Annotated in this window: 15 protein-coding genes; 12 read left to right on the forward strand and 3 right to left on the reverse strand. The window is 70.0% G+C overall.

All coding sequences use genetic code 11. The features are described 5' to 3' along the window. Window positions 1-692: 692 nt before the first annotated feature. The 4 genes from acnA (at window position 693) to ACZ4UB_RS24755 (ending at window position 7,154) form a co-directional block, all read left to right on the forward strand. Window positions 693-3,422: an aconitate hydratase AcnA gene (gene acnA / locus ACZ4UB_RS24740; protein ID WP_468073248.1), complete on the forward strand. Its 2,730-nt coding sequence runs from the start codon at window positions 693-695 to the stop codon at window positions 3,420-3,422. 306 nt (window positions 3,423-3,728) lie between these two features. Further along, window positions 3,729-5,180 (forward strand): N-acetylglucosamine/diacetylchitobiose ABC transporter substrate-binding protein, encoded by a 1,452-nt coding sequence (gene ngcE, locus ACZ4UB_RS24745; protein ID WP_468073371.1) that lies wholly within the window; start codon window positions 3,729-3,731, stop codon window positions 5,178-5,180. Window positions 5,181-5,257: 77 nt separating this feature from the next. Next, a complete protein-coding gene (locus ACZ4UB_RS24750; RefSeq protein ID WP_468073250.1) occupies window positions 5,258-6,202 on the forward strand; it encodes a carbohydrate ABC transporter permease in 945 nt (314 codons plus the stop codon). A gap of 13 nt (window positions 6,203-6,215) precedes the next feature. Next, entirely contained in the window at window positions 6,216-7,154 is a 939-nt protein-coding gene (locus ACZ4UB_RS24755; protein ID WP_468073253.1) for a carbohydrate ABC transporter permease, read from the forward strand. A 36-nt stretch (window positions 7,155-7,190) separates the two neighbouring features. On the opposite strand, the gene ACZ4UB_RS24760 is transcribed toward ACZ4UB_RS24755, so the two are convergent. Beyond that, the gene (locus ACZ4UB_RS24760; RefSeq protein ID WP_354379161.1) at window positions 7,191-7,928 is read right to left on the reverse strand and encodes an MgtC/SapB family protein; all 738 of its coding nucleotides are present in this window, start codon (window positions 7,926-7,928) and stop codon (window positions 7,191-7,193) included. A 28-nt stretch (window positions 7,929-7,956) separates the two neighbouring features. After that, on the reverse strand, window positions 7,957-10,677 hold the full coding sequence (gene mgtA, locus ACZ4UB_RS24765; RefSeq protein WP_468073255.1) for a magnesium-translocating P-type ATPase: 2,721 nt from the start codon (window positions 10,675-10,677) through the stop codon (window positions 7,957-7,959). Window positions 10,678-11,236: 559 nt separating this feature from the next. Here mgtA and ACZ4UB_RS24770 point away from each other — a divergent pair. From ACZ4UB_RS24770 to ACZ4UB_RS24795, 6 genes are all read left to right on the forward strand, one after another. Further along, window positions 11,237-12,439, forward strand: a complete 1,203-nt coding sequence (locus tag ACZ4UB_RS24770; protein ID WP_468073257.1) for an ROK family transcriptional regulator — start codon at window positions 11,237-11,239, stop codon at window positions 12,437-12,439. A 118-nt stretch (window positions 12,440-12,557) separates the two neighbouring features. Beyond that, window positions 12,558-13,667 (forward strand): sugar ABC transporter substrate-binding protein, encoded by a 1,110-nt coding sequence (locus tag ACZ4UB_RS24775; protein ID WP_354379164.1) that lies wholly within the window; start codon window positions 12,558-12,560, stop codon window positions 13,665-13,667. Between the two features lie 209 nt (window positions 13,668-13,876). Continuing rightward, window positions 13,877-14,665 carry an ATP-binding cassette domain-containing protein gene (locus ACZ4UB_RS24780; RefSeq protein ID WP_330333251.1) on the forward strand — a complete coding sequence of 263 codons (789 nt, stop codon included), beginning with the start codon at window positions 13,877-13,879 and terminating at the stop codon, window positions 14,663-14,665. A gap of 86 nt (window positions 14,666-14,751) precedes the next feature. Continuing rightward, window positions 14,752-15,972 (forward strand): sugar ABC transporter permease, encoded by a 1,221-nt coding sequence (locus tag ACZ4UB_RS24785; protein ID WP_354379293.1) that lies wholly within the window; start codon window positions 14,752-14,754, stop codon window positions 15,970-15,972. A 291-nt stretch (window positions 15,973-16,263) separates the two neighbouring features. After that, the gene (dxs, locus tag ACZ4UB_RS24790; protein ID WP_468073260.1) at window positions 16,264-18,180 is read left to right on the forward strand and encodes a 1-deoxy-D-xylulose-5-phosphate synthase; all 1,917 of its coding nucleotides are present in this window, start codon (window positions 16,264-16,266) and stop codon (window positions 18,178-18,180) included. A gap of 147 nt (window positions 18,181-18,327) precedes the next feature. Beyond that, window positions 18,328-19,842 carry an amino acid permease gene (locus ACZ4UB_RS24795; protein ID WP_468073262.1) on the forward strand — a complete coding sequence of 505 codons (1,515 nt, stop codon included), beginning with the start codon at window positions 18,328-18,330 and terminating at the stop codon, window positions 19,840-19,842. Window positions 19,843-19,881: 39 nt separating this feature from the next. On the opposite strand, the gene ACZ4UB_RS24800 is transcribed toward ACZ4UB_RS24795, so the two are convergent. Then, entirely contained in the window at window positions 19,882-21,036 is a 1,155-nt protein-coding gene (locus tag ACZ4UB_RS24800) for an LCP family protein (protein ID WP_468073264.1), read from the reverse strand. A 262-nt stretch (window positions 21,037-21,298) separates the two neighbouring features. Here ACZ4UB_RS24800 and ACZ4UB_RS24805 point away from each other — a divergent pair, with 262 nt between their 5' ends. Both ACZ4UB_RS24805 and ACZ4UB_RS24810 read left to right on the forward strand, forming a co-directional pair. After that, complete coding sequence (locus ACZ4UB_RS24805; RefSeq protein WP_468073266.1) at window positions 21,299-22,900, forward strand: hypothetical protein; 1,602 nt, start codon at window positions 21,299-21,301, stop codon at window positions 22,898-22,900. A gap of 156 nt (window positions 22,901-23,056) precedes the next feature. Then, the gene (locus ACZ4UB_RS24810; RefSeq protein WP_468073268.1) at window positions 23,057-24,652 is read left to right on the forward strand and encodes a stealth family protein; all 1,596 of its coding nucleotides are present in this window, start codon (window positions 23,057-23,059) and stop codon (window positions 24,650-24,652) included. The last annotated feature ends 6 nt before the right edge of the window (window positions 24,653-24,658 follow it).

Consider the following 24,658-nt stretch of genomic DNA (forward strand, 5'->3'; position numbering starts at 1 on the left):
GGTGGAGCCGGGGGTCGTAGGAGGGTCTCCTCGGCTCGCGGCTGCGGGGCGTCGGGGTGTGCGGCCAGCGGTGACCGCTCGTCCTTGCGGGGACCCTCCTACGCCCCCCGACTCCACCACCCCGCGGCCGCTCCCGCCCCAGGCCTCCGTCGGGGCGAATCGTCTCCCGGTCCGGAATGCGGCCCCGCGGCGACCACTGGCCGGGTGGGTGTTCTGGTCCGGAATGTGGCACGGGCCGGGCGGTGTTCGTGCCCGGTTCGCGGCCCGCGGTGGGTTTCGGGTGGGGCGGTGACACGCGGGAGTGTCCCCGCAAGGACGAGCGGTCACCACTGGGCGCGGTATCCGACGCCCCGCGGCCGCGAGCCGAGGAGACGCTCGCGCGGGGCACCGACCTGCCCGGAACCCGCCCACCCCGGCCGCGGGACCACCCCCAGCCCCGCCGGCGTTTGAGGCGCACCCCGCGGGCCCACCTCACCGACCCCGCCCCCGGAACGTGACGTACTTCCCTCGGGTGGCGCGGGCGCGCTTCGCCCCGCCGGCCGGACATGTACTAGAGTTATCTCGACATCGAGATAACTGCCGAAGGCGCGCCGCAGCCCCCGCAACGGTAAGGGTTACCTAACTTAGCCTCACCTTAGCGGATTGGCCACAGTGCCACGCGGCAGGATGCGGTAGAACGCGCGAATTCATGCATGAAGGAGACTGTCGTGTCGGCGAACAGCTTCGACGCCCGCAGCACGCTGCAGGTGGGCGACGAGTCGTACGAAATCTTCAAGCTGGACAAGGTCGAGGGCTCCGCCCGCCTGCCTTACAGCCTGAAGGTGCTGCTGGAGAACCTGCTCCGCACCGAGGACGGCGCGAACATCACCGCCGCCCACATCCGGGCGCTCGGCAACTGGGACTCGCAGGCCCAGCCGAGTGAGGAGATCCAGTTCACGCCGGCCCGCGTGATCATGCAGGACTTCACCGGTGTGCCGTGTGTCGTGGACCTCGCCACCATGCGCGAGGCCGTGAAGGCCCTCGGCGGCGACCCCTCCAAGATCAACCCGCTCTCCCCGGCCGAGATGGTCATCGACCACTCGGTCATCGCCGACAAGTTCGGCACGAAGGACGCCTTCGCGCAGAACGTCGAGCTGGAGTACGGCCGCAACAAGGAGCGCTACCAGTTCCTGCGCTGGGGCCAGACCGCCTTCGACGACTTCAAGGTCGTCCCCCCGGGCACCGGCATCGTCCACCAGGTCAACATCGAGCACCTGGCCCGCACGGTCATGGTCCGGGGTGGCCAGGCGTACCCCGACACCCTCGTCGGCACCGACTCGCACACCACCATGGTCAACGGCCTCGGCGTGCTGGGCTGGGGCGTCGGCGGCATCGAGGCCGAGGCCGCGATGCTCGGCCAGCCGGTCTCCATGCTGATCCCGCGCGTCGTCGGCTTCAAGCTGACCGGCGAGCTGCCGGCTGGCACCACCGCCACCGACCTGGTGCTCACGATCACCGAGATGCTGCGGGGGCACGGCGTCGTCGGCAAGTTCGTCGAGTTCTACGGCCAGGGCGTCGCCGCCACCTCGCTCGCGAACCGCGCCACCATCGGCAACATGTCGCCGGAGTTCGGTTCCACCGCCGCGATCTTCCCGATCGACGACGAGACCCTGAAGTACCTGCGCCTGACCGGCCGCGACGCCCAGCAGGTCGCGCTCGTCGAGGCGTACGCCAAGGAGCAGGGCCTCTGGCTGGACCCGGCCGCCGAGCCGGACTTCTCCGAGAAGCTGGAGCTCGACCTCTCCACGGTCGTCCCCTCCATCGCCGGCCCGAAGCGCCCGCAGGACCGCATCGTCCTCGCCAACGCCTCGCAGCAGTTCGCGCAGGACGTGCGCAACTACGTCAGCGACGACGAAGAGGCGGGCAAGGAGTCCTTCCCGGCCTCCGACTCCCCGGCCACGACCAACGGCGTACCGACCAAGCCCACGCTGGTCACCCTCGCCGACGGCACCTCCTTCGAGATCGACCACGGCGCCGTGACCGTCGCCGCGATCACCTCGTGCACCAACACCTCGAACCCCTACGTCATGGTCGCCGCGGCGCTCGTGGCGAAGAAGGCGGCCGAGAAGGGCCTGACCCGCAAGCCGTGGGTCAAGACCACCCTGGCCCCGGGCTCGAAGGTCGTCACCGACTACTTCGACAAGGCCGGCCTGACCCCGTACCTGGACAAGCTGGGCTTCAACCTGGTCGGCTACGGCTGCACCACCTGCATCGGCAACTCCGGTCCGCTGGACGAGGAGATCTCGAAGGCGATCAACGAGGCCGACCTCGCGGTCACCTCGGTGCTCTCGGGCAACCGCAACTTCGAGGGTCGCATCAACCCCGACGTCAAGATGAACTACCTGGCCTCGCCGCCGCTGGTCGTCGCGTACGCCATCGCCGGCTCCATGAAGGTGGACATCACCAAGGACGCCCTCGGTACGGACCTCGACGGCAAGCCGGTCTTCCTCGCGGACATCTGGCCCTCGGAGGCCGAGGTCAACGACGTCGTCGCGAACGCCATCGGCGAGGACATGTTCAGCAAGTCCTACCAGGACGTCTTCGCGGGCGACGCGCAGTGGCAGGCGCTGGAGATCCCGACGGGCAACACCTTCGAGTGGGACCCGCAGTCCACCTACGTCCGCAAGCCCCCGTACTTCGAGGGCATGACGATGGAGACCACCCCGGTCTCGGACATCGTCGGCGGCCGCGTGCTGGCGAAGCTGGGCGACTCGGTCACCACCGACCACATCTCCCCGGCCGGTGCGATCAAGGCCGACACCCCGGCCGGCAAGTACCTCACCGAGCACGGCGTCGAGCGCCGCGACTTCAACTCCTACGGTTCCCGCCGCGGCAACCACGAGGTCATGATCCGCGGTACGTTCGCCAACATCCGCCTGCGCAACCAGATCGCGGAGGGCACCGAGGGCGGCTTCACCCGCGACTTCACCGTCGAGGGCGCCCCCGTCGCGTTCATCTACGACGCCTCGCAGAACTACCAGGCCGCCGGCATCCCGCTGGTCATCCTGGCGGGCAAGGAGTACGGCTCGGGCTCGTCCCGCGACTGGGCCGCCAAGGGCACCGCGCTGCTCGGCGTCAAGGCGGTCATCGCCGAGTCCTACGAGCGCATCCACCGCTCCAACCTGATCGGCATGGGCGTCCTGCCGCTCCAGTACCCGGAGGGCGTCACGGCGGCCTCCCTCGGCCTCACCGGCCAGGAGACCTTCTCCTTCACCGGCGTCGAGGAACTGAACAACGGCACCACCCCGCGCACGGTCAAGGTCACCACCGACACCGGCGTCGAGTTCGACGCGGTCGTCCGCATCGACACCCCGGGCGAGGCGGACTACTACCGCAACGGCGGCATCATGCAGTACGTGCTGCGGAACCTCATCCGCAACTAAGCACATCGGCACCAAAGGGCCGTATCCCCGTTAAGGGGGTACGGCCCTTTTCGTCGTTCCGGACCACCTCCGGCGGGCGGGCCAGGTGACGGTGAGGTCTCAACTCGGAAAAGCCGAAGGTCTATGCTGTGCATGATCTTGCTCACACGAGCGGAAGTGGACTATACCTGTGCCCGTCCGGACTACCGCGGCTCCCGCGGCGCCGGACCGGGGGACGGGCGGGGACCTGCGGTGTTGTCCGCATGCACGGCAGCTGCCGTGACTTCCGGCCTCCTTCACACTTCTGACGAAGGCGAGGACATGAGCATGGGTTCCATCTCCGCCCAGGGCGAGCACAACAACGGTGAGGGCCTCGGCCGCCGCGACCTGATCCGGCGGTCGGCGGCACTGGGTCTGATCGCCGTGCCGACGATGAGCTTCCTGTCCGCCTGCGCCTCCGGCGGCAGCGACAAGCCCTCGGACAGCACGTCCAAGGCGCCCACGTCGAAGGACAACCCCTTCGGTGTGGCCAAGGGCAGCAAGATGGACATCGTCGTCTTCAAGGGCGGCTTCGGCGACGACTACGCGAAGGCGTGGGAAGCGGCCTTCGACAAGAAGTGGGGCACCACCAGCACCCACCTCGGCACCCAGGAGATCACCGCCAAGCTCCAGCCGCGCTTCAACGGGGGCAACCCGCCGGACGTCGTCGACGACTCGGGCGCCCAGCAGATCAAGATCGACGTGCTGGCCAAGGGCGGTCAGCTCGCCGAGCTGACCCAGGTGCTCGACGCGCCCTCGCTCGACGACCCGAGCAAGAAGGTCCGGGACATGCTGATCCCCGGCACCGTCGAACAGGGCACCCAGGAGGGCAAGTTCGTCGCCCTGTACTACGTCTACACGGTCTTCGGCCTCTGGTACTCGGGCAAGCTCTTCAAGGAGAAGGGCTGGGCCGAGCCCAAGACGTGGGACGAGTTCCTCGACGTCTGCGCCAAGGCCAAGGCGGCCGGCATCGGCGGCCTCGCCCACCAGGGCAAGTTCCCGTACTACATCAACGTCGTCATCATGGACCTCATCGCCAAGAAGGGCGGCATCGAGGCCGTCAAGGCGATCGACAACCTCGCGCCGAACGCCTTCGCGGACAACCCGGCCGCCCTCGCCGCCGTCGAGGCCGTCTACGAGGTCGTCGAGAAGGACCTGCTGATGCCGGGCACCAACGGTCTGACCCACACGGAGTCGCAGACCGCCTGGAACCAGTACAAGGCCGCCTTCATCCCCTCCGGCTCCTGGCTGGAGAACGAGCAGCTCAAGCAGACCCCGGAGGACTTCGACATGAAGTTCCTTCCGGTGCCGGTCCTGGCCGACAGCAAGATGCCCTTCGAGGCCATCCGCGCCGGTGCCGGCGAGCCCTTCATCGTCCCGGAGAAGGCCGGCAACAAGGCCGGTGGCCTGGAGTTCCTGCGCTCGATGCTCTCGCGCGAGTGGTCGACCCTCTTCGCCCAGCAGGCCAACTCCCTGACCGTGGTCAAGGACGGCGTCGACCCCAACGTCAAGCTGCGTCCCGGCACCCAGTCCGCGGTGACCTCCCTCAAGGCGGCCGGTACCAACACCTTCGCCTACCTGTACCCGGACTGGTACAGCCAGATGGACAACGACATCCAGGCCGCGTCCAATGAGCTGATGGCCAAGCGAATTCAGCCGAAGGAATGGATCAAGCGGGCCCAGGCTGCGGTAGACAAGGCGGCCAAGGACCCCAACGCCAAGAACAACCACCGCAGCTGACGCCATCGCCCCCGGCCGGTCCCCCGGCCGGGGGCACCACCCAGCGGAAGCTGGGGGAACCATCAGGGACGGACACCATGAGTCACGTAGCCCGGGGCAAGGGGCAGGTCGGCTTCATCGCCGGCTTCCTGCTCCTGCCGCTCGCGCTGTATCTGACCTTTGTCATCTGGCCGTACATCCAGACGTTCGGATATTCCTTCACCAACTGGTCGGGCCAGTCACCGACGTTCGACTTCGTCGGACTGGACAACTATTCGACCCTGATGAAGGACGAGGTCTTCCGGGGCGCGCTGTGGCACAACCTGCTGCTCCTGGTGTTCGTCCCGGTCATCACCATCCTGCTGTCCCTCTTCTTCGCCTTCATGGTGAACGTGGGCGGGCGCAGCGGCGCCGGTGGTGTCCGGGGCGTCCGGGGCTCGGCCTTCTACAAGATCGTCTACTTCTTCCCGCAGGTCCTCTCCCTCGCGATCCTCGCCGTGCTCTTCGGCGCGGTCTACCGCAGTGACGAGGGCGGCCTGCTCAACGGCCTGCTGACCCAGCTCGGCTTCATCGACCGGCTGCACCCCATCGAGTGGCTCAACGAGCCCAACCTGGTGCTCTGGTGCATGCTCGGCGTGGTCGTCTGGCACGGGGTCGGCTTCTACCTGGTGCTCTTCTCGGCCGCGATGCAGTCCGTGCCCAAGGACATCTACGAGGCCGCGCTGCTCGACGGCGCGGGGCGCGCCCAGACCTTCATCAAGGTCACGCTGCCCCTGCTGTGGGACTCCGTACAGACCTCGGCGGTGTACCTCGGCATCGCCGCGATGGACATGTTCGTCCTCGTGTCGACGATGACATCGGGCCAATTCGGCGGCGGCCCCGACCACCACAGCGAGGTCATGGCCACGGTCCTGATGCGCAACTTCCTGTACTTCGGCAAGAGCGGCTACGCCTGCGCCATGGGAGTCGTCATGCTGGTCCTGACCATGATCCTGTCCCTCATCACGCTGCGCGCCACCCGCCGCGAGCGCATCGAGTTCTGAGCGGGAGACACCCATGACCACAGTGATCAAGGCACCCGAAGAGCCGGCCGAAGAGCCCGCCGCCGAGCCGGCCGCCACCCGGCCGCCGGTCGGGAGCAACGCCCCCGGCGGCTCCGAGGGCGCGGTGCTCAACGTCTTCTCGCACGGCTTCCTCGCCGTGTGGGCCGTACTGATCGTGCTGCCCCTGATCTGGCTGGCGCTCGGTTCCTTCAAGACCGACAGCGAGATCGGCGGCTCGGCCCTGAGCTGGCCCACCAACTGGCACTTCGACGCCTTCTCCCGCGCCTGGGACAAGGGCATCGGCGACTACTTCGGCAACACCGTCATCGTGATGGTGTTCTCGGTCCCGCTGACGATGCTGCTGGGCTCGATGGCGGCGTACGTGTTGGCCCGCTACCCCTTCAAGGGCAACCGGATCATCTACTACTTCTTCGTCAGCGGGGCGATGTTCCCGGTGTTCCTGGCGCTCGTACCGCTCTTCTTCATGGTCAAGCGGCTCGACATGCTCAACAGCTACCAGGGCCTGGTCCTGGTGTACGTCGCCTACTCGATGCCCTTCACCGTCTTCTTCATGCACTCGTTCTTCCGCACGCTGCCCACCGCGGTGCACGAGGCGGCGGTGATCGACGGGGCCTCCGACACCCGGATCTTCTTCCAGGTGATGCTGCCGATGGCCAAGCCCGGACTGATCTCCGTCGGGATATTCAATGTCCTGGGCCAGTGGAACCAGTACATCCTGCCGGCCGTGCTGATGCAGCCCCAGTCCGGATCGGACCCCGAGCGCTACATGCTCACCCAGGGCCTGATCCAGCTCCAGTACCAGATGGGCTACGAGACGGACCTGCCGGTGCTGTTCGCCGGTGTGACCATCGCGATGATCCCGATGCTGGTGGTGTACCTGTCCTTCCAGCGCCAGATCCAGGCCGGGCTGACCTCGGCCACCTTGAAGTAGCGGTGCGGCGGCCGGGGATCCCCGGCCGCCGTCGCCTCACCCGTCGGACGCCGATGCCGACGGGTCCGGCACCACCGACCAGCTGACCGCCGAGACCGACGGATCGAGCGAGAGGTTGCTGACCGCTTCCTCCAGCGCCCGGCCCCCGGCCCCCTCGGCGGTCAGCAGCGCCGACACCGTCACGAGCCCGTCCGTCGGGCCGTCCTGGCTGCGGATCGAGCGCAGTTGGTAGCCGGGCCGGCCGAGCGCGTCGACCAGCCGGTGGCGGATGTGGGCCTCCTCCGCCTCCAGGCACACCGCCTCGAAGTGGAAGTCGGTGGCCACCTCGGCCCCGCCCCGCGGCTCGCGGTCCAGTCGCCGGCCCAGCGGGCGCAGCAGGAGGTTGGCCCCCACCACGCCCGCCGTGCCGAAGGCGGCGAGGACGAACATCCCGGTGCCGGCGAGGCAGCCCACGGCCGCCGAACACCACAGCGTGGCCGCGGTGTTCAGACCTCGAACGCTCAGCCCGTCGCGCATGATCACGCCGGCGCCGAGGAAGCCGATCCCGGACACGATCTGCGCCGCGACCCGCGAGCCGTCGTACTGGACCTCGGACACCTCGCTCATGAAGCCGTACTGCGAGAGCAGGACGAAGAGCGCTGCCCCGCCCGCGACCAGGGCGTTCGTCCGCAGCCCGGCCATCCGGGCCCGCCACTGACGTTCCAGGCCGATCGCCGCCCCGAAGCCGAGCGCGGCGGCCAGGTGCCCGGCCATCTGCCATTCGGTGAGCTGCATCGGCCCGCCCCTTCCTCTGTGCGGCCGGTCAGAGCCAGGTGTTGAACTTCTTGATGTACACGGTCTTCAACAGCTGCGTGAGGGTGCAGTACGCGAGCAGGACGCCGATCAGCCACGGGAAGTAGCTCGCGGGCAGCGCCACCAGACCCAGCGACCCGGCCAGCGGCGAGAAGGGCAGGAAGAGCCCGGCCAGCACCGCGAGGACGGTCATCACCATGACCGGCCAGGACGCCCGCGACTGGATGAAGGGGATCTTGCGGGTGCGGATCATGTGGACGATCAGGGTCTGCGAGAGCAGCCCCTCGACGAACCAGCCGGACTGGAAGAGCGCCTGGTGCGCCTCGCTGTTGGCCGCGAAGACGTTCCACATGATCACGAACATCGCGATGTCGAAGATCGAGCTGATCGGGCCGATGCAGAGCATGAACCGGCCGATGCCCTTGGCGTCCCAGTTGCGGGGCCTGCGCAGGTAGTCCTCGTCCATCCGGTCCCACGGGGTGGCCAGCTGCGCGATGTCGTAGACCAGGTTCTGCGTGAGCAGCATGATCGCGATCATCGGCTGGAAGGGGATGAACGCGCTCGCCACCAGCACCGAGAAGACGTTGCCGAAGTTCGAGCTGGCCGTCATCTTGATGTACTTGATCGTGTTGCCGAAGGTGGTCCGGCCCTGGATCACGCCCTGCTCCAGGACGGTCAGGTCCTTCTCCAGCAGGATGATGTCCGCCGACTCCTTCGCGATGTCGACGGCGGTGTCGACCGAGATGCCGACGTCCGCGTCGCGCAGCGCCGCCGCGTCGTTGATGCCGTCCCCGAGGAAGCCGACCGTGTGCCCCTCGGCCTGCAGGGCCCGCACGATGCGGGCCTTCTGGACCGGGTTGACCTTGGCGAAGACCGTCGTACGGGCGGCCAGCTCGCGCAGCGCCGGCTCGTCCAGGGCGTCGAGCTCGACGCCCGTGACCACGTGGCCCACGTCGATGCCGACGTCGGCGCAGACCCGCGCCGCGACCAGCTCGTTGTCACCGGTGACCACCTTGACCGTGATGCCCTTGTCGGCCAGGCCCTGCAGGGCCCGGGCCGCGTCGGCCTTCGGCGGGTCGAGGAAGGCGAGGAAGCCGACCAGGGTCAGCTGGTCCTCGTCGGCGACGGTGTAGGTGTCGCGGGGGGTGGCGATCGTCCGGGTGGCCACGGCCAGGACGCGCAGGCCCTCGCGGTTGTTGTCCTCGGCGATGCGGGCGACGTGCCAGCGCAGCTGCTCGGTCAGTTCGACCCGCTGCCCGCGGTCCGTCATGTGGGTGCACAGGTCGAGGACCTCCTCCACCGCACCCTTGGTGATCATGACGTGCTCGGACCGGCCGACCGATCCGACCAGGGTGTTGCGGTTGAGGACCACGGACATCCGGCGTCGGGCGAAGTCGAAGGGGATCTCGTCGACCATCGAGAACCGAGCGTCGACGACAACCTCCTCGGCCTCGTTGACGCGGTCGATGACCGCCTGGTCCATGAGGTTGCGCAGGCCCGTCTGGAAGTGCGCGTTGAGGTATCCGTACTCCAGCACCTCGTTGTCCGGGGCGCCGTGCACGTCGAGATAGCGGTCCAGGACGATGCGGTCCTCGGTGAGGGTGCCGGTCTTGTCCGTGCAGAGCACGTCCATCGCGCCCAGGTTCTGGATCGCGTTGAGCCGCTTGACGACCACCTTGTGCTGGGACATGGCGACCGCGCCGCGCGCCAGGTTGGCCGAGACCACCATCGGCAGCATCTCGGGGGTGAGGCCGACCGCCACGGCGATGCCGAAGAGGAAGGCTTCGTTCCAGTCGCCCTTGGTGAAGCCGTTGATCATGAAGACGACGGGGACCATCACCAGCATGAAGCGGATCAGCAGGAAGCTGACCTTGCGCACGCCGGTGTCGAAGTTGGTCTGCGGACGCTCGCCGACCAGGGACCCGGCCATCGAGCCGAAGTAGGTGTCGGCGCCGGTGGCGACGACGACCGCGGTGGCGGTGCCCGAGGTGACGGACGTACCCATCAGGCAGAGGTTGTCGGCCTCGACCGGGTCGGTGGTCTCGAACTGTCCGAGGTCCTCGGCGCGGGTGTCGGCCTTGGCGACCGGCAACGACTCGCCGGACAGGGCGGCCTGGCCGACCATCAGGTCCTTGGAGGTGATCAGACGCAGGTCGGCGGGGATCAGGTCGCCGGCGGCCAGCTTGACGATGTCGCCGGGGACCACCTGGCCCATCGGCACTTCGAAGGTGGTCGGCCCGGAGCCGCTGCCCGCCCGGCGCTGCACCGCGCAGGTGGTGGTGACGAGCTTCTTGAGCGCGTCGGCGGCCCGGCCCGAGCGGAACTCCTGCCAGAAGCGCAGCAGCCCGCTGACCCCGATCATCACCGAGAGGATGACGACGCCCGGGTCCGTGGGGTCCTGCCAGTACATGACGGCGGCCAGGAAGACGAGGACCGCGATGAAGGGGTTGGCGAAGGCCTTGGCGAGCTGCACCCACCAGCGCGGGGCGCGCTCGTGGGCGACGACGTTCGCGCCGTCGCGCTCCAGGCGCAGTGCCGCCTCGGCGTGGGTGAGGCCGTTGCGGGTGGCGGACAGGTCCTGCAGGACCTGCGGTCCGGGTCGGGCGCTGAGCCCGGAGAGCCGCTCGCCGACGACCCGGGTACGGGCCTCCAGCTCGGCGGACTTGCGTTCGCGGCGGGCCCGGCCCGGCGGTGCGAGCTTCGTGGGGGTACGAGGGGTGAGCATGGTCATGACGAATACCTCCCTCCACGGCGCCCGGACGGCACGGAGCCGCGCGGTGACGTGGAGTGATCATGGGTCGGCGCGGGGCGGCACGGAGCCGGGAAGAGCGCCGACGGGCATGGATGCCGTACGCGGGGCGAGGGGCCGGGGCGTACGGAGGGCATGAGGAAGTGCACGGACATCCGCGGACACCCCGCGGCCGTGCGCACTCAAGGAAGAAGAGTCAGCCGATCAGCGGCTGATTAACCAACGAGAGCGCGGCAAGGACTTCGATCGGGACTCATCCCGAACACCTCCTCGCATAGCGCTGACATCGACAGGGCGCCCGGTCCGGCCGGAAAGGCCGCAGAGGATCGGCGCCTCAGCGACCGTAACACGGGTCGGGGGGATGTTTCTCTCGTACTTTTGACCGGTAGTGGCCGATTCGTGCTGCGTCGGCCTCTTGACGTCTGGAGGCGCAAAGGCTCGACTTAGGGTTCATAAGTTGGAGAGACGCCGGGGTCTCGGGACCGCGACCTCGGCCGGGGGGCGACGGCAGGCCGTCGCTAATGGCAGGAGTGGATGAGTCGTGAAGACTCCGGGATCGCAGTCATCGCTGCACCGCGCGAACCTCGAACGGGTCGTGCGGGCGGTCCGGCTCGCCGGTTCGCTGACCCAGGCGGAGATCGCCCGGACCACCGGACTGTCGGCGGCCACGGTCTCCAACATCGTCCGTGAGCTCAAGGAGGGCGGGACCGTCGAGGTCACTCCGACCTCGGCCGGGGGCCGGCGCGCCCGCAGCGTCTCGCTCAGCGGGGACGCGGGCATCGTGATCGGCGTCGACTTCGGGCACACGCACCTGCGCGTGGCGGTCGGCAACCTCGCCCACCAGGTGCTGGCCGAGGAGGCCGAGCCGCTGGACGTCGACGCCTCCTGGGTCGACGGCTTCGACCGGGCGGAAGCCCTGGTCGGACACCTGATCGACAGCATCGAGGTGAGCCGGGACAAGGTCATCGGCGTCGGCCTCGGCGTCCCCGGCCCGATCGACGGGGAGTCCGGGAACCTGGGGTCCACCTCGATCCTGCCGGGCTGGGCCGGGATCAACCCGCGCCAGGAGCTGTCGCAGCGGCTCGGCGTGCCGGTGTACGTCGACAACGACGCGAACCTCGGCGCCCTGGGCGAGTTGGTGTGGGGCAGCGGCCGCGGGGTCAAGGACCTGGCGTACATCAAGGTCGCCAGCGGCGTCGGCGCCGGTCTGGTGATCAACGGGCAGATCTACCGGGGCCCGGGGGGTACCGCGGGCGAGATCGGGCACATCACGCTCGACGAGTCGGGTCCGGTCTGTCGCTGCGGGAACCGGGGCTGCCTGGAGACCTTCGCGGCGGCCCGCTACGTCCTGCCGCTCCTCCAGGGCAGCCACGGGCCCGAACTCACCATGGAGCGCGTGGTCGAGCTGGCGCGGGGCGGTGATCCGGGCTGCCGCCGCGTGATCACCGACGTGGGCCGGCACGTGGGCAGCGCCGTGGCCAGCCTCTGCAATCTCTTGAACCCGAGCCGGGTGGTGCTGGGCGGTTCGCTGGCGGACGCGGGCGAGCTGGTCCTGGCCCCCATCCGCGAGTCCGTGGGCCGGTACGCGATCCCGAGCGCGGCCCGTCAGTTGTCCGTCCTCACCGGTTCGTTGGGCGGGCGGGCCGAGGTGCTGGGCGCGCTGGCGCTGGTCCTGAGCGAGATGGGCGATTCGACCCTGCTTGGCGGGTTTCAAGAGCCGGTGCTGCTGCATTCAGTTAGATAACGGATGGCACCGTTGTCATCTCGTTAAGGATTCACTCCTTGACGGCAATCTTGCGGCCGGGGTTGACTCACATCCACCTCGGCCGCAACGTTGCGGCCTCGTCAGGGAGGTTCAAGAAATGAACACGCGTATGCGCAGAACCGCCGTAGCCGTTGCTGCGGGCGCCATGGCCGTCTCGCTCGCCGCTTGCGGGAGCGCGAAGGAGTCCGGCGACAAGGCGGACACCAATGTCGTCAAGGGCAACGCGATCAAGGTCGGTCTGCTCCTGCCGGAGAACCAGACCGCGCGCTACGAGAAGTTCGACAAGCCGCTCATCGAGAAGCAGGTCGCCGATCTCACCGGCGGCAAGGGCGAAGTGGTCTACGCCAACGCGAAGCAGGACGCGACCACGCAGAACTCGCAGGTCGACACGATGATCACCAACAAGGTGAACGTCCTGATCATCGACGCGGTGGACTCCAAGGCCATCGCCGGCGCGGTCAAGCGGGCCAAGGACGCGGGCATCCCCGTCGTCGCCTACGACCGCCTCGCCGAGGGCCCGATCGACGCCTACACCTCCTTCGACAACGAAGAGGTCGGCAAGGTCCAGGGCAAGGCGCTCCTCGAAGCGCTGGGCGACAAGGCCAAGGACGGCCAGATCGTCATGATGAACGGCTCCGTCACCGACCCGAACGCCGCGCTGTTCAAGAAGGGCGCCCACTCCGTCCTCGACGGCAAGGTGAACATCGGCAAGGAGTACGACACCGTCGAGTGGAAGCCGGAGAACGCCAACACCAACATGGCGGCCGCGCTCACCGCACTCGGCAAGGACAAGGTCACCGGCGTCTACTCGGCCAACGACGGCATGGCCGGCGGCATCATCACCGCCCTCAAGGCGGCCGGCCTGACGACCCTGCCCCCGGTCACCGGTCAGGACGCCGAACTCGCCGGCGTGCAGCGGATCGTGGCGGGCGAGCAGTTCATGAGCGTCTACAAGCCGTACGCCCCCGAGGCCGAGGCCGCCGCGAAGATGGCCGTCGCCCTCGCGAAGAAGGAGCGGATCGAGGTCGTCGCCACGTCCAAGGTCGACAGCCCCACCACCAAGGGCGTTCCGTCCGTGCTGATCCCGGTCGTCTCGCTGACCAAGGCGAACATCAAGGACACCGTCATCCGGGACAACGTCTACACGGCCGACGAGATCTGCACCGACAAGTACAAGGACGCCTGCGCCACCCTCGGCCTGAAGTAGGGCCGCGCCGCGGCCGGCGGGCCGATCGCCCGCCCCGCCCGGCCCCCACGCCTGTCCGGCGCCCCGCCTCCATCCCGCCACCGGCGGGGCGCCGGATGGAATCCCCCTGCGGAAACCCTGCGGGGAAACGTTTTTTCTCTACCCTTGTTCATACCCCCTGTGGTCCTGCTCTTTTGCACGACATCCCCGCCGGTCAGGCGGCGAAGGAGATGGTTCATGTGTCCGCTGCGCCCGTGCTGGCGTTGCGAGGGGTCTCGAAGAGGTTCGGCGCCGTCCAGGCCCTGACCGACGTAGAACTCGAGATCCACTCAGGTGAGGTGGTCGCCCTCGTGGGCGACAACGGAGCCGGTAAGTCCACGCTGGTCAAGACGATCGCCGGCGTACACCCCATCGATGACGGCGTCATCGAGTGGGAGGGGCGCCCGGTGTCGATCACCAAGCCCCACGACGCCCAGAACCTGGGCATCGCGACGGTCTACCAGGACCTCGCACTGTGCGACAACATCGATGTCGTCGGCAACCTCTTCCTCGGGCGCGAGCTCAAGCGGCGCGGGGTCCTCGACGAGGTGGAGATGGAGCGGCGCGCCCGCGAACTGCTCACCACCCTGTCCATCCGGATCCCCAGCGTCCGTATCCCCATCGCCTCGCTCTCCGGTGGCCAGCGCCAGACCGTGGCGATCGCCCGCTCCATGCTGGGCGAGCCCCAGCTCGTCATCCTCGACGAGCCCACCGCCGCCCTCGGCGTCGAGCAGACCGCACAGGTGCTCGACCTCGTGGAGCGGCTGCGCGAGCGCGGCCACGCGGTCATCCTCATCAGCCACAACATGGCCGACGTGAAGGCCGTGGCCGACAAGGTGGCCGTACTGCGCCTCGGCCGCAACAACGGCGTCTTCTCCGTGAAGGACACGTCGCAGGAAGAGATCATCTCCGCCATCACCGGTGCCACGGACAACGCCGTGACCCGCCGGGCGGCCCGCACCGGGGAGGCCCGCAAGTGAGCACCCAGAATCCCTCCGCCGGTCCGCTCGGCAAGGGCCCCGCCCACGCCAAGCCGTCCGGACCCGTCCCGCCCGCCGCGGACGCGATCCCGGCCGTGGACCCCCGCCTGCTCGTGCGCGAGCAGGGGCTGGCCGGGTACCTGAACGAGTTCGGTCGCAAGCTCAAGGCCGGTGACCTGGGCTCCGTCCCCGTCGTCCTCGGCCTGATCATCATCTGGAGCATCTTCCAGAGCCTGAACTCGAACTTCCTCGGCCCCGAGAACCTCACCAACATCGCGATCACGATGACGGCCACCGGCATGATGGCGGTCGGCATCATCTTCGTCCTGCTGCTCGGCGAGATCGACCTCTCGGTCGGTTCGGTCAGCGGCGTCTCGGGCGCGATCGTCGCCGTCCTCGCCGTCACCCACGGCGTCAACGAATGGCTGGCCGTCCTCGCGGCCGTCGCCGGCGGCGCGCTGATCGGCTCGATCCACGGCTTCTTCTTCGCCAAGATCGGCGCCCCGGCCTTCGCCGTCACCCTTTCGGGCCTGCTCTTCTGGTCCGGCGCGATGCTGCAGATCCTCGGCAGCAACGGCACGGTCAACATCGACTCCGAGGGCGTGGTCGGCAAGCTGACCACGTACTTCTTCTCGGACGTGGCCGTCGGCTACGGGCTCGCCGCCCTCGCCACCGCGGCGTACTTCCTCGCCTCGTTCTCCGACGCGCGGCGCCGTTCGGCCGCGGGCGTCCCCTCGCGGCCGCTGGGCGAGATCCTGCTGCGCACCGCTCTGCTCGCGGTGTTCACCTTCGGTCCCGCCGTCGTGTTCAACCAGTACAAGGGCATGCCGCTCGCGGTGCTGCTCTTCCTGCTGGCGCTGGTCGGCACGGACTTCCTGCTGCGGCGCACCACCTTCGGCCGCCAGGTCTTCGCCCTCGGCGGCAGCGTCGAGGCCTCCCGGCGCGCGGGCATCAACGTGAACCGGGTCCGCATCACCGTCTTCGCCATCGCGGGGACGTTCGCGGCGATCGGCGGCCTGTTCTGGGCCTCCAAGATCGCGGCGGCGAACCAGAGCGCCGGCGCGGGCGACCTGCTGATGAACGTCATCGCGGCGGCCGTCATCGGTGGCACCAGCCTCTTCGGCGGCCGGGGCCGGACCTGGAACGCCCTCCTGGGTGTCATGGTCATCACATCGATCCAGTACGGTCTGGCCCTCGAGGGGATCGCCACCCCGATCCAGTACATGATCACCGGTGCGGTGCTGCTGGCCACCGTGGTGATCGACTCCGTCACCCGCAAGACGCAGAAGACGGCGGGCCGCGCCTAGTCGCACCCGATCCGGAGCGGGATCCGGCCCTGGTCGGAGCCCGTCCGGCCCGCTCACGGCCCCGGCGCGCCCGGGCCTCACCCGTCCGGTCGTACGCCGTCCACAGTGCCCGACGCCACCCCGTGTGGCGTCGGGCACCTGTGCGTACATCCACCCGTACGTGGCGTGTGAGGCCCTACAGATGTGTACAGATATGACAAAGGCGTGACGGCACGGAGACAGCCCGGCGACCGGCGCCGCGAGCGGAACATTAGACTCGACAGACCAGCAAGCAACTGCAAGGAGGCACGGGTGCTGCTGACCCGCATCAAGGGACCGCGCGATCTGGACCGGCTCAGCCAGGAGGAGCTCGAACAGCTCGCCGCGGAGATCAGGTCCTTCCTCGTCGACGCCGTCTCCAAGACCGGCGGGCACCTCGGCCCCAACCTCGGTGTGGTCGAGCTGACCATCGCCCTGCACCGGGTCTTCGACTCGCCGAAGGACAAGGTCCTCTTCGACACCGGCCACCAGGCCTACGTCCACAAGCTGCTCACCGGCCGCCAGGACTTCGGGAACCTGCGCTCCAAGGGCGGCCTCTCCGGCTACCCCTCGCGCGCCGAGTCCGACCACGACGTGATCGAGAACTCGCACGCCTCCACCGTCCTGGGCTGGGCCGACGGCCTCGCGAAGGCCAATGAGGTGCTCGGTCGCGAGGACCACCACGTCGCGGCCGTCATCGGCGACGGCGCCCTCACCGGCGGCATGGCCTGGGAGGCGCTGAACAACATCGCCGCCGCCAAGGACCGCCCGCTGGTGATCGTCGTCAACGACAACGAGCGCTCCTACGGGCCCACCATCGGCGGGCTCGCGAACCACCTGGCCACCCTGCGCACCACGGACGGCTACGAGCGCTTCCTGGCCCGCGGCAAGGACCTCCTGGAGCGCACCCCGGTCGTCGGGAAGCCGCTCTACGAGACCCTGCACGGCGCCAAGAAGGGCCTCAAGGACTTCATCGCCCCGCAGGGCATGTTCGAGGACCTGGGCCTGAAGTACATCGGGCCCATCAACGGCCACGACGTGGAGGCCCTGGAGTCCGCCCTGCAGCGCGCCAAGCGCTTCAGCGGCCCGGTCATCGTGCACTGCCTCACCCAGAAGGGCCGGGGCTACGAGCCGGCCGAGCAGGACGAGGCCGACCGCTTCCACGGCATCGGGCCGATCCACCCGGACACCGGACTGCCGGTCACGACCGCCGCGGCCAGCTGGACCTCCGTCTTCGCCGACGAGATGGTCAAGATCGGCCGGGAGCGGAAGGACATCGTCGCGATCACCGCGGCCATGCTCCAGCCCGTGGGCCTCAAGCGGTTCGCGGACGCCTACCCGGACCGGATCTTCGATGTCGGCATCGCCGAGCAGCACGCCGCCACCTCGGCGGCGGGCCTGGCCACCGGCGGCGCCCACCCGGTCTTCGCGGTCTACGCGACCTTCCTCAACCGCGCCTTCGACCAGGTCCTGATGGACGTCGCCCTGCACAAGTGCGGGGTCACCTTCGTCCTGGACCGGGCCGGAGTCACCGGTGATGACGGCGCCTCCCACAACGGCATGTGGGACATGTCGATCATGCAGGTCGTCCCGGGCCTGAGGCTCGCCGCCCCGCGCGACGCCGAGCAGCTGCGCGCCCAGCTGCGCGAGGCCGTCGAGGTCAAGGACGCCCCGACGGTGGTGCGCTACTCCAAGGGCGTCGTCGGCCCGGCCGTCCCGGCCGTCGGCCGGATCGGCGGCATGGACGTGCTGCGCGCTCCGGCCCCCGAGGTCACCCGGCCGGACGTACTGATCGTCTCGGTCGGCGCGCTCGCCCCGATGTGCCTGGAGATCGCGGACCTGCTGGACAAGCAGGGCATCTCCTCGACCGTGGTGGACCCGCGCTGGGTCAAGCCGGTGGACGAGGCCCTGGCCCCGCTCGCCGACGGCCACCGGGTGGTCGTCACCGTCGAGGACAACGGGCGCACCGGCGGCGTCGGCGCGGCCGTCTCGCAGGCCCTGCGGGACGCGGGGGTCGACGTACCGCTGCGCGACTTCGGCATCCCGCAGCGCTTCTTGGACCACGCCTCCCGCAAGGAGGTCATGGCCGAGATCGGGCTGACCGCTCCGGACATCGCGCGGCAGGTCACCGGCCTGGTCGCCAAGCTGGACGGCCGCTACGAGAACGAGCCGGCCGCCACGGTCGACTAGTCGGGGCGCGGCGATGGCCGCCCCTGATCATCTGCGGTTGCACGTCACGGGCCGGGAGGTTCACCCTTGGAGGGTGGGCCTCCCGGCCCGTCCCGTTCCGGTGGTACCCGTGCAGTGGCGACGCGGTCGCTCCTGGGAGGTGCGTCGGTGAGTACGAATCTGAACAGCCCCTTCCGTACCAAGTCGGTCGAGCAGTCGATCCGCGACACGGAGGAGCCGGAACACGCACTGAGGAAGTCCCTCTCGGCCTGGGACCTGACCGTCTTCGGCGTCGGCGTCATCATCGGCACCGGCATCTTCGTCCTCACGGGCAAGGTGGCCAAGGAGACGGCCGGCCCCGCCACCGCCCTCGCGTTCGTCGCGGCGGGCGTGGTGTGCGCGCTGGCGGCCCTCTGCTACGCCGAGTTCGCCTCGACCGTGCCGGTGGCGGGCTCCGCGTACACCTTCTCCTACGCCTCGATCGGCGAGCTGCCCGCCTGGATCATCGGCTGGGACCTGGTGCTGGAGTTCGCGCTCGGTACCGCCGTCGTCGCGGTCGGCTGGTCGGGCTACGTCCGCTCGCTGATGGACAACGCGGGCATCCACCTGCCGGCCTCGCTCCAGGGGCCGGACGTGCCGGGCGGCACCTTCGACCTGCTCGCCTTCGTCCTGGTGCTGGTCCTGACCGCGATCCTCGTCGTCGGGGTGAAGCTGTCGGCGCGGATCACCGGCGTGGTGGTCGCGATCAAGGTCACCGTGGTGCTCATCGTGATCATCGCGGGCCTGTTCTTCATCACGAAGTCCAACTACCACCCCTTCATCCCGCCCGCCCAGCCCCAGAAGGGCGGATCCGGGCTGGACGCCCCGCTGGTCCAGCTGATCTTCGGTTACGAGCCCACCAACTTCGGCGTCATGGGCATCTTCACCGCGGCCTCGGTCGTCTTCTTCGCCTTCATCGGCTTCGACGTGGTGGCCACCGCCGCCGAGGAGACCAAGCTGCCGCAGAAGGACATGCCGCGCGGCATCATCGGTTCGCTGATCATCTGCACCGTGCTCTACGTGGCGGTGTCGATCGTGGTGACCGGCATGCAGAACTACAAGGACCTCTCCACCAGCGCCCCGCTCGCCGACGCCTTCAAATCGGCCGGGCATCCGGTCTTCGGCGGCATCATCAGCTTCGGCGCGGCCGTGGGCCTGACCACCGTGTGCATGATCCTGTTGCTGGGGCAGACCCGGGTGTTCTTCGCGATGAGCCGCGACGGACTGCTGCCGCGCTTCTTCTCCCGGACCCACCCGAAGTACCGCACGCCCTACCGGCCGACGATCCTGCTCGGCGTGATCATCGCGGTCGTCGCCGGTTTCACCAGCATCAACGAACTGGCCACGCTGGTGAACATCGGCACTCTCTTCGCCTTCGTGGTCGTGGCGCTCGGCGTGATGGTCCTGCGCCGCACCCGCCCCGACCTGCACCGGGCCTTCCGCACCCCGTGGGTGCCGCTGGTGCCGATCCTGTCCATCGCGGCGTCCGTCTGGCTGATGCTCAACCTGCCGGCCGAGACCTGGCTGCGCTTCGGGATCTGGATGGTGATCGGCTTCTTCGTCTACTTCCTGTACGGCAAGCAGCACAGCCGGCTGGGACGGGGCGAGGGCATGACGGCCGACGCGGTCCACGAGGACCGCTGACCGGCGAGGAGGTACGGGTCCCCGGCGCCCGCCGACGGCTCAGCCGCCGGTGGCCGGGGACTTCTTCGCGTCGGCCGGGATCGTGCGGTCGTTGCGCAGGGCCTCCCACAGGGTGGAGGCCTGCGGCTCGGCGACGATCACGCGGTTGCGGTCGATCTTGTCGTAGGCGACCGGCAGCATGATGGTCTCCATCGTGCTCGGGTCGACGCCCTTCATGCTCTGCGCGAAGTCGGCGAGGGCGGTGAGCGACCCGAGGCCGGAGTCGGTGGTGAGCGACTTGGTCCCGGCGTCGGCGAGCTTGTAGAGCCGGGCCGGGTTGCCGAGGGCGTCCTGGTTCTTGATCTCGGACAGCAGCGCCATCATGAACTGCTGCTGGAGACCTATCCGCCCGAGGTCGCTGCCGTCGCCGTAGCCGTACCGGGTACGGACGAACTTCAGCGAGTCGGCGCCATTCAGGCGGTGCGTGCCGGCGTCGAGCTTGAGCCCGCCCTTGGCCCCGGACATGGGCTTGTCCAGCGTCACGGTGACCCCGCCGAGGGCGTCCACCAGGCCCTTGAAGCCGGCGAAGTCCACCTCCACGAAGTGGTCCACGCGGATCCCGGACATCTCCTCCACCGTCTTGACCACGCAGGCCGGACCGGCCACGGAGTAGACGGAGTTGAACATGACCCGCTTCGCGGGGGCCAGCGTCTTGCCCTCGCCGTCCTTGCACTCGGGCCGGGTGATCAGGGTGTCGCGGGGGATGCTGATCGCGGTGGCCCTCGCCCGGCCCTCGGGTATGTGCACGAGCATGGCGGTGTCCGAGCGGGCTCCGCTGACGTCGCCGTGGTCGAGCTCGCCGTTGGCCCCGGCGCGCGAGTCGGAGCCGAGCACGAGGACGTTCTGGGCGCCCGGGACGACCTTCGCGGGCCGGTTGTCACCGATGGCCTCGTCCAGGTCGACGCTGTCGATGTTGCCGTTGAGGTGGCTGTAGGCCCACCACCCCGCGCCCGCGCCGAGCAGGATCACCACCGCGAGCAGCACCAGCACGATCCGCAGGACCCGGCGGCCGCGCGAGCGGGCCGGGCGGGCGGGCGTGGCGTCGGAGCCGGGGGAGTCGGGGGAATCGCCGGGGCCGCCCGCACCGTCGGAGCCGCCCGCAGGGTCCGGCGACGCGTCCGACGTGCTGTCCGCTGACGCGGCGTTGGTCTTCATCTGCCCCGGTCCTCCGCTCGATTGTTCGATCGCGCACTATAGACCACCGGGGTCCCGCGCCCACCCCGCCCGTCGGCAGCCCGTTCTCGCGCGTGTTCGAGCGGCGGGGAGTGTGTGCGAGGATCACGGGCGCGAGGGAACGGCGGGAGCGACGGGTGGGGGCGGACGCCACGTGAAGAGCGGACGATCGTCACGGCGCGCACGCCGCGGGTCCGCGGCCGGCGGCCCGGCGCCGCAGGACCCCTTCCACACGCTCCACTTGGTGGCCCACCCGGCCGACGCGCTCGCCGTCACCGGCACCGCGCTCCTGCGCGCCCTGGCCCAGCCCGGCCACGCCGTCACGGTCGTCTGCCTGGTCCCCGGGCCCCCGCAGGCCCGCGACCACCTCCTCCAGGCGATCGGCCGCGGCGGCCCCTGGGAGCCGGACACCGAACCGCTCGGGTCCGCCGGCCTGTTGCGCCTCTTCCGGCTGGGCACCCGGCCCGGCACCACGGTCTGCTTCGTCGAACCGCCGCATCCCGACGCCGGGTCCGCCCCGCTGGTCGACCTGGCCGCCGCGCTGCTGCGCCGGTTCGCGCCGGGCGTGGTGTGCACCCTGGACCCGGATCCCGAACACCTCGCGTGGAGCGAGGCGCGGGGCGCGTCCTACGCCGACCACCCCGACCACGCGGCGGTGGCCCGCGCCACCCTGGAGGCGGTGCGCGCGGTGCGCGCGGACCGTCCCGGCGCCGCGACCGTCGCCGTCGAGTGCTTCCGGGCCGCGGCCTCCTGCGGCCGGGCCGCCCCCACCGCCATCGTCCGCTATCCCGGACCGCGGATCGCCCTCGGTCGCGGGCCGGACGGGCGGCTGACCGCCCACGCCGCGCTCGGCGGCGCCGTGGTGCGCTGGACCGAGCGGACCGTCGGCGGCCCCGAGTGGGTGCGCGAGGTCCTCGACACCCCGCCCCTGCTGCCGGTGCTCCGCGTGGCTCGCAGCGCGCAGGGCTGGGCCCACCTCTTCTCGCTGCGGCCCGTCCCCGACGGCCCGGACGGCCCCGGGGTCGAGGTGATGCACGCCGTGCAGTACCAGACGGGGCGTCCGGTGGGCACCTGGCGCTCGCTCGGCAATCCGAACGGCGCGGCCACCGGCAAGGGCCGCGCGGCCGGGGTGCCCTGCGCGGTGGTCGACGCCGAGGGCAGCGTCCACGTGTACCTGCGCAACTTCGGGCGCGGGGTGAGCGCCCGCTCGCAGCGCGAGGACGGCTCCTGGACGCCCTGGCGGGACCTCCAGGGCTCCGAGGTCCAGGACGGGCTGGCCGCCGCGCTCGACGCGGCGGGGCGGCCCGTGCTGTTCGCCCCGTCCCGGGACGGGGTGCTGCGGTGGCGCCACGACGCCGCGGCCGGCGACCTGCGCCGGGCGGGCCCGCCGCTGCCGCTGCTCGCACCGCCGGGCACCGCACTGAGCGCGCTGGCCACCGGGCCGGGCCGGATCACCCTGTACGGCTGCGACGGGCGGGACGGGGCGACGTACGCCCTGCGCGACGGCGCCCCGCCGACCTCGCTGGGCGGCGCCGGAGCGGCCGGGGCCGGCGCGGCGGACGGCGCCTGCGCGCTGCGGGCGGACATCGACTCCTACGACTGCACCGTGCTCCTGCGCCGGACCCCCGAGGGCGCCGTCGGCATCGGCGCGTACCCGACCGAGCAGGAGCGGGCGGGCCTGTGGTGGGAGCCGTTGGGCGCGCCCGGCCCGCGCGAACCGGCGGCCGCGGTCGACGGCTTCGGCCGCCTCACGGTCCTCTCCCTGGGCGCGGACGGTCGGTTGTCGGTGACGCGCCAGGACCCGACCGTCGCGGGGCTGGCCTTCGGCGGCTGGACGGTGGTCTAGGCGGTGGTCCAGACGGTGGTCTAGCGGCCCCATACCTCGTACGGGGGGTGCCGGGCAAATCGACAAATTGATTTACAATTCCCGTATCTTGCGACGATCGGACCGGGAACTCGGCAGCGTGGGAGACCGGTTGTGAAAGGCGCGGAGAGGTTCAACATGCCTGGTGGTGCGATACAGGCCGGGGCGGGGAAAGCGAGTCCAGCCGGTGCGACCGGCCGCCCCACCCTGAGGGTCGGCGACGCGGGCGACGAGGCGTACGTCGACCCCCGCGCGACCCCGCTGGCCGCCCGCGAGGCCAACCGCGCCGCCGTCGCCGCCCTCCTGGACTCCCTCGGGGTGGCGTACTTCGCCGTCCGCGGCAAGTCCGACCACGGCACGGTCATCGCGGTCGAGGAGGGCGACCGGGCCCGGGTGCTCGAAGGACTGCGCCGCCGCCTCGCCAGCGCCGCCGGGCACGTCAGCGCCCTGGTCGCCGAGCCGCTGCGCACCCCCCGGCCGGTCCCCGGTCACGACGCGCGGGTGTGGGACCGCGCCCGTACGGCCGCCGCCGTCCAGGTCAGCTGGTACCGCACCGATCCCGGCGGCCACCTGCTCCTGGGGCACGAGTACGGCTGCGCGGTCGAGTTCTGGACCCGCGAGGGCGACCGGCTGACCGCGCCCCGGGCCAACCGCGTCACCTGGTCCGTCGCCGCGGACGGCCCCGCCCTGCTGGGCGCCGGACGGCTCTTCAGCCGCTTCGTGCCCGTCCACACCACCCTCGCCGAGGCGCCCGCGCTGGCCACCCGGCCCGAGTTCCTCGTCCCGCTGGTCGAGGACATCGACTTCCCCGTGGACGCGGTCTTCACCTGGGTCGACGGCACCGACCCCGTCTGGGCCGCCCGCAAGGCCGCCGCCCGGGGCGAGGCGTACCACGCCGAATCGGCCAGCGACGCCCGCTTCCTCAGCCGCGACGAGCTGCGCTACTCGCTGCGCTCGCTGCACCTGTTCGCGCCCTGGATCCGCACGGTCCACGTGGTCACCGACGACCAGGTGCCCGCCTGGATGCGGCGCGACCTGCCGGGCTTCCGCATCGTCAGCCACCGCGAGATCTTCCGGAACCAGGCCGACCTGCCCACCTTCAACTCGCACGCCATCGAGAGCCGGCTGCACCACGTCCCCGGACTCTCGGAGCACTTCCTCTACTTCAACGACGACATGTTCCTCGGCCGCCCGCTGACCCCGCACGCCTTCTTCACCCCCGTCGGCACGGCCCGCTACTTCCCCTCCCCGAACCGCATCCCGCAGGGCCCGGTGACCGACGCCGACACCCCCGTCGACGCCGCCTGCAAGAACAACCGGGCGCTGCTGCTGGAGCGGTTCGGCCGGGTCATCACCCAGCCGATGGAGCACATCCCCTACGCCCTGCGCCGCAGCGCGATGGCGGAGGCCGAGGCGGACTTCCCGCGCGAGTGGGCCCGTACCTCGGCCAGCCGGTTCCGCGCGATGACCGACCTGTCGCCGACCTCGTCCCTGGCGCTGTACTACGCGGCGCTCACCGGCCGGGCCCAGCCCGGCTCGATGGCCTTCACCTACCTGCAACTGGCCGTGCCGGACCTCGCGCGGCGGCTGGAGCGCCTGCTCAAGGGGCGGGACCAGGACTCCTTCTGCCTCAACGACGCCTTCTCCACCCCGGAGGACATGGCGGTGCAGCAGGAACTCCTGAGCGGATTCCTGAACGCCTACTTCCCGGTCCCCGGACCCTGCGAACTCTGAGAAGGA

Source organism: Streptomyces sp. NPDC028419, from assembly GCF_055565515.1.